This window comes from Bradyrhizobium sp. 153 (assembly GCF_023073835.1).
Lineage (GTDB): Bacteria > Pseudomonadota > Alphaproteobacteria > Rhizobiales > Xanthobacteraceae > Bradyrhizobium.
In genome coordinates, this window is the sequence record NZ_JADPKH010000043.1 from 1 (window position 1) to 1,013 (window position 1,013).

The 1,013-nt window shown below is 61.4% G+C and carries 1 protein-coding gene; it reads right to left on the bottom strand.

Translation table 11 applies throughout. The features are described from left to right. A protein-coding gene (locus tag IVA91_RS12085) for an IS630 family transposase (RefSeq protein WP_247458775.1) occupies positions 1–918 on the bottom strand; the annotation gives its coding sequence in 2 pieces (ribosomal slippage) (positions 1–581 and positions 583–918; 917 coding nt annotated over the 2 pieces). This gene is flagged as partial in the annotation. Between the last annotated feature and the right edge of the window lie 95 nt (positions 919–1,013).

Consider the following 1,013-nt stretch of genomic DNA (forward strand, 5'->3'; position numbering starts at 1 on the left):
TTGAGGTAATTGGCGCATTCGTCGGCGGTGAAGGCATCGAGTGCGTGGCCGATTGCGGCGCAGACCGCATCGACGGTTCGGGCGGCAGCTTTGCGGAGCAGATGCTTGAGCTTGGCAAATACCTGTTCGATCGGGTTCAGGTCGGGCGAGTACTTTGGCAGGAAGAACAGTTTGGCGCCGGCCGAACGGATGAGCTGGCGAACTGCTTTGCTCCTGTGGCTGCCGAGATTATCCAAGACGACGATATCGCCGGGTCGAAGGACCGGCAGGAGAACCTTCGCGACATAGGTGCGAAAGCTCACGCCATCGATCGGCCCCTCGATGAACCATGGCGCATCGATCCGATCATGGCGCAGGGCCGCCAGGAAGGTCATGGTCTTCCAGCGGCCGTGGGGAACCTTGGCGTGAAGTCTGCGCCCGCGCGGCGCCCATCCCCGCAAGGGCGCCATATCGGTCCTGGTCCAGGTCTCGTCGATGAAGACCAGTCGCTCAGCTTCGACGCGACCTTGATATTTTGTCCACTGGGCTCGCCGCCGCGCGACCTCGGGTCGATCCCGTTCGCCAGCCGCCACGCTTTTTTTTGAAGCTGAGCTTCTCGGCATGCACGAAGTCCCACACCGAATGGTAGTCGACCTTCAGGCCGCGTCCGGCAAGCTCGGCAACGAGCCCGCGTATCGTGAAATCGCCCTCCTTGATCCGTTGCGACAGCCAGACCGCATGCTCTCCCGAAACCGCCTTCGGCTTATGACCGCCCATCTGGCCCGGAGCAACGCTCCCGGTCTCATCGACCCGCTTCATCCAGCCAATTGCGGTGCTGATCGCGACCCCAAACTGCTTGGCTGCCCGATTGCGGGACATCCCGCCCTCAATCGCGGCCACGACACGCTGGCGAAGATCCAGAGAATAAGGCTTGCCCATCCATGCTGGCCTCCCGCCCAGCCAGCATGGTGAATCAGAAACGAACTGATTTGGGAATCCCAAATCGATTCAACCAAACCCCATCCCGCTTTAGC